The following is a 4,190-nucleotide window of genomic DNA, read 5'->3' on the forward strand; positions in this document are numbered from 1 at the left end:
CTTCGCCGCCGAAGCTGCGCATGTCGCGATCTGCGTCTTGGTACTCTTCGTATTCCCAAGCCATCTCAGGATCGGTCGTCCATTCGCAGCCTCTATCGAGGTAAAACGTCGTGCCGTTTCGGCTGCAGCGTTCCACATTGTAACGAACGACGAGGGTCATGCTGGCCTCCCAACTCTTTTCCTGGAATGACCTTGCTGGATAAGCGCTATGTAACTTGCTGTGGTGCCGTATTTTTCGGCCGTCTCTACCCTCGGCTCGACGCCTCGAAGCGCTCTGATGGCAAGTACGTCATGATCTGAAATTTTTGTTCTGTAATGCCGGTCACCAATAGACGCAGACCCGTCCTTTACGGCATCAACAAAGTTTTCCTTGTATGTGCCCCACCGGAGATGGTTTGGGTTTACACATCCACCTTTCCCGTTGTTACAGGAGTGAAGAGCCATCAGGCGATCGCTTGAAGGATCACCGTGTGACAACGAGCACACAAGCCTATGCGCACCAGTGCTACGGCCATTGATACGTATTTTACCGTATCCTTTCCCAGCGCCTGCATATGGCCAAATGATGCATTCCTTGTCGGTTCTTCCCACTAAGGAACGTGCGAACTCAAGCGGTTCAAGCCAATTGGTTTTATTACCGCCTAGCGGATTGCCATATCTGCGATGGCGCATGTAGTGGCTGTTGCAGTATCCGCTGGCCTTGTGCGGGTTCTCGCACCCATCCACACTGCAGTGCTTCCAGCGTGTAACGAGGCCGCGCATCATGCCCAATCTCCCTGAGCCGCGAAATCCGCGTCACGATCTTCGTAAGTCGCCATTTCAAATTCGCAGACAGCTTCGTCGTTTCCGTCCTCCAAAGCCTCGATCGCTTCCTGACGAGAGCATCGGTAATAGCGCATGGTGATTTTGATATCTCGCTCGTCGATTCCCATTGCCTCACCTCTGTTCGATGCCGATCAACGTTTCTCGCGTGCCGTGGGGCAGGTCTCGTCGGTCGGGTTTGGCGGTGGGGTTGTTCGAGGCTAGCGCCCCACCGCTATCTGCTAGCTGTCCTTCACATGACGGCCTCCGTTCAGTTGAGAGGTGCGTCTCTGCGCTGGTTACGAAGAACAATGTGCCACGTGGCAAATTATTTGACAAGTGGCAAAATGCCATCTGGCAAATCTTTTTGTCATGTGGCAAAACAAGGTATGGACACGCAAACACCCAAACAGCTTTCAGCGGCTGGATCTTTCTATCGGATGCGGGACAACTGGATTCGGTACATGCTCACTCGACCAAAGGCCGAGTACTCCTACGTGGAGAAGCTTGTGGCGGTGCGCATCGCCACGGCAATCAATCCAACGGATCGGTCGTGGGTCTTGTCCCAAGGACGGATCGCGGAGGAATTTGGGTGCGGCATCAGGATCGTGAAAAGCGCGGTTGCCAAGCTCAAGGCGGACGGCTTAATCCGTGCCACCCGAGTTCGGGTGCCGGGGCACAACAAGCTGTTCAATTCGTATCAGCTTGTGCCTGTCGAACTGTCTGGCCCGTTCTGAGGTGCATGGTGGTGCACGTGTTGAGGTGCATGGTGGTGCACCCATAATAACGGTCAGTCTTAATAACAGAGTTTTATTAGTTTATAAGGTTCTTGCTCTGAGAGGAGTAATTGGAAGGGTGAGAAACGTTTATTTTGTTTCTCTACTAGCAACAGCAATCTTCTCAGAAATCGACCGCCAAAGTCTCGCCTGGTCATCGGTTGGCGCCATCCTCACCAAATCCGCGATATCTCGAATGTAGTCATCGACGATGGATTCGGGCGGATAGGTTCGCTCGAGCAATGTCAGCAGCTCGGCGTTGACTGATCGATCATTCTTCTCTGCAACCAGACGGATTCTTTCCTTGAGCCCATCCGGTAAACGGATGATGATCTTGTCCAGAGATCGGCTAGGGCTTTGATCAGTCATGCGAAATGCATAGCGGTTGCAATTAACCAAATAAATATTGGCCACTGGCCATACGCTTGAACTACTGGAACCGGGGGCGCGGGTTTATTACGATAGGTTGAGCAGTCCAAAGGGAGGAGAAGACCGCCGGGGAAAAGAGGAGAGGGCGAGGCCCGTTAGAATATTGGCCTTGTTTTCAAATGGGATAACGCAATTAAGAATGGAATTTTCAACATGCGAATGCAGACTACTATTGTTGTGCGTGTTTCTGCAATTCCCAATTGTGAGAATCAGAGGACATGCTGTCGGTTGGTCTCCCCTCTTGTTATGGGGGGTGCAAAATGAATTTAGACGGCAGGGCGACTTCAGTCGCAGTTTTGAACGATAGGTTCCGGGTTCACCCAGTTTTCGGGGACACGATGGAGCCAGCGCTTCGCGGCGGACGAGACTATGTGCTCACCGCTCCGGTAACGTCATACGAGGGCGAGGGCGTCTACCTCGTTGATGCGGGGCTAGGCATTGAACTATTTCGGGTCACTAATGTTCTGGGCCCGGATGGCGGATTGCTGCTCTCCCGAGAGAATGCCATCTACCGATCGCATTACATGGATCGTGAGAAGTTTAACGACGTTGTTGTCGGCAAGGTCGTCGCGGATATCCGAATCCGTGATGAACGCCAATTCGTAGCTTTCGGATGAAGCCTAGGGCGGTCATGCCGCCCTTTTCGGTTAGATCGTAAAGCGGCCGATATAGCGGCCCACGATCTGGATCTCGTCGAGATTTAGTTCGCGCGTTGTGTGTCGCGGGTTGTCCGAGGAGATCTGAACCTTGATCATCTCATCGCCTGGACGAGACGTGACCTCAAGGCGTTTCACCACCACGCCTCCAAACTCGTCAGCAAGCGCGTAGATGCCGGGAGGCGAGGGGACGCGGTGGCGAGTGTCGATGAAAACGACATCACCGTCTTCAATGGTGGGGGTCATCGAATCCCCTCGTGAAGGAAACGCTGCGACATGGGGAGGACGGACACCCATGCGGCCAAGCATCCATTCCGGAACCCGCCAATGATCCCGAACGGATTCCCGGTGAAACGTGATGCCGTTCTGCGTCGTGTTCTCGACGATTGATATCCCGCCGCCCCCAAGACCCGCAACAAGATCAATCTCAGGGATCGCGTCGTTCGCTGCGCCGTCGGCCGGGATGGCTCCCATGGGCATATTGCTCGCTTCGGTGAGCTGCTCGTGGTCGTACTCGTCAGTTAGCTCCGAAGGGTCAACTCCTAGGGCGCGCGCCACTTTGATGACGTTCTCCAAGGAGAAACCGCGCGTTCTGGCTTCGATCCTGGAGAGGTGAGTAACGGAGATGCCCGTTGCCTCGGCCAATTCCTCGAGTGTCATCTTCGGTTTGCGAACTTCGCGGACTCGGTTTTCATGGATTTTGTTTGTCATGGCCTAGCTATTTGCCATGTGGGGAAATTTTCCAGCGCCAAATGGCAATTTGCCAGTTGACAAATATGTGCCATGTGGCAAATTGTGAGCATGAAGCTCGAAACGTACCTCTCCGAAAAGAAGATCAAGCCGGCCGCATTTGCTGCCAGCATCAACGTGGCGCCTTCCACGATCACGAGGATCATTCGCGGCGAGCGAACGCCGCGCATCGATCTCATCGCAAAAATCAAGGTCGCGACCAGAGGAAAGGTCAAGGCTGAGGATTTCATGGAGCAGGTGGCGTGAGCGGCACATTCTGGATGGTCTACGGCTTGCACCAGCGCGCACCGACGCATCGTCACAAGACGGAGCTGAGCGCGATCACCGAGGCTAAGCGCCTCGCTCGTCAAAGCCCAGAAGTGGAATTCTACGTCCTCGAGGCAACCCACCACGTCGTCAAGCGCGACGTTGACGTTACCGACATCGGAACGCGCGACCGTTGGACGCCAGACGATGACATCCCGTTTTAGGAAGGGGCATGAAATGAAATACGCACTAGCACTTTCATCACTTCTCATAGCTTCCCCTGCAATGGCTGAAGGAAGCCTCCGGACTGCTGCACTGACTGCAGTCGGCATCGAGGTATGCGGAGCGCAGGTACAGAAGGGCGTCCTTACTGAACTCGTCACACGCGGCGCAGAAGAAACCGGCATCCCGGCAGAAGCAGCGGCATACATCGCTCTCGGCATGAAGCTGGCATACACGGACATCATCGCTCGCACCAACACTGCTGCTGAGTTTTGCTCTGCCACCAAGACGGCGAGGATTGGGCAGTGAG

At 54.4% G+C, this 4,190-nt stretch carries 8 protein-coding genes; 5 read left to right on the plus strand and 3 right to left on the minus strand.

The window, feature by feature from the left end; translation table 11 throughout:
* Positions 1 to 761: 761 nt before the first annotated feature.
* On the minus strand, positions 762 to 932 hold the full coding sequence (locus IB244_RS31370; protein ID WP_192306937.1) for a hypothetical protein: 171 nt from the start codon (positions 930 to 932) through the stop codon (positions 762 to 764).
* A gap of 333 nt (positions 933 to 1,265) precedes the next feature.
* Here IB244_RS31370 and IB244_RS31375 point away from each other — a divergent pair, with 333 nt between their 5' ends.
* A complete protein-coding gene (locus tag IB244_RS31375) occupies positions 1,266 to 1,538 on the plus strand; it encodes a hypothetical protein (protein WP_192306939.1) in 273 nt (90 codons plus the stop codon).
* A gap of 129 nt (positions 1,539 to 1,667) precedes the next feature.
* On the opposite strand, the gene IB244_RS31380 is transcribed toward IB244_RS31375, so the two are convergent.
* Positions 1,668 to 1,991: an Arc family DNA-binding protein gene (locus IB244_RS31380; protein WP_192306941.1), complete on the minus strand. Its 324-nt coding sequence runs from the start codon at positions 1,989 to 1,991 to the stop codon at positions 1,668 to 1,670.
* Between the two features lie 353 nt (positions 1,992 to 2,344).
* Between IB244_RS31380 and IB244_RS31385 the strand changes: the two genes are divergently transcribed.
* Complete coding sequence (locus IB244_RS31385; protein ID WP_192306943.1) at positions 2,345 to 2,623, plus strand: hypothetical protein; 279 nt, start codon at positions 2,345 to 2,347, stop codon at positions 2,621 to 2,623.
* Between the two features lie 30 nt (positions 2,624 to 2,653).
* On the opposite strand, the gene IB244_RS31390 is transcribed toward IB244_RS31385, so the two are convergent.
* The gene (locus tag IB244_RS31390) at positions 2,654 to 3,373 is read right to left on the minus strand and encodes a LexA family transcriptional regulator (RefSeq protein ID WP_281419667.1); all 720 of its coding nucleotides are present in this window, start codon (positions 3,371 to 3,373) and stop codon (positions 2,654 to 2,656) included.
* Positions 3,374 to 3,463: 90 nt separating this feature from the next.
* Here IB244_RS31390 and IB244_RS31395 point away from each other — a divergent pair, with 90 nt between their 5' ends.
* From IB244_RS31395 to IB244_RS31405, 3 genes are read left to right on the plus strand one after another with little or no spacing between them, the layout of a single operon-like run.
* On the plus strand, positions 3,464 to 3,658 hold the full coding sequence (locus IB244_RS31395) for a helix-turn-helix domain-containing protein (protein WP_192306947.1): 195 nt from the start codon (positions 3,464 to 3,466) through the stop codon (positions 3,656 to 3,658).
* Positions 3,655 to 3,882 (plus strand): hypothetical protein, encoded by a 228-nt coding sequence (locus IB244_RS31400; RefSeq protein WP_192306949.1) that lies wholly within the window; start codon positions 3,655 to 3,657, stop codon positions 3,880 to 3,882. Before IB244_RS31395 ends, IB244_RS31400 begins: the two co-directional genes overlap by 4 nt.
* Before the next feature lie 13 nt (positions 3,883 to 3,895).
* On the plus strand, positions 3,896 to 4,189 hold the full coding sequence (locus IB244_RS31405) for a hypothetical protein (RefSeq protein WP_192306951.1): 294 nt from the start codon (positions 3,896 to 3,898) through the stop codon (positions 4,187 to 4,189).
* Position 4,190: the final 1 nt, after the last annotated feature.

It is taken from the genome of Rhizobium sp. RHZ02 (genome assembly GCF_014851575.1).
GTDB classification, from domain to species: Bacteria; Pseudomonadota; Alphaproteobacteria; order Rhizobiales; family Rhizobiaceae; genus Rhizobium; species Rhizobium altiplani.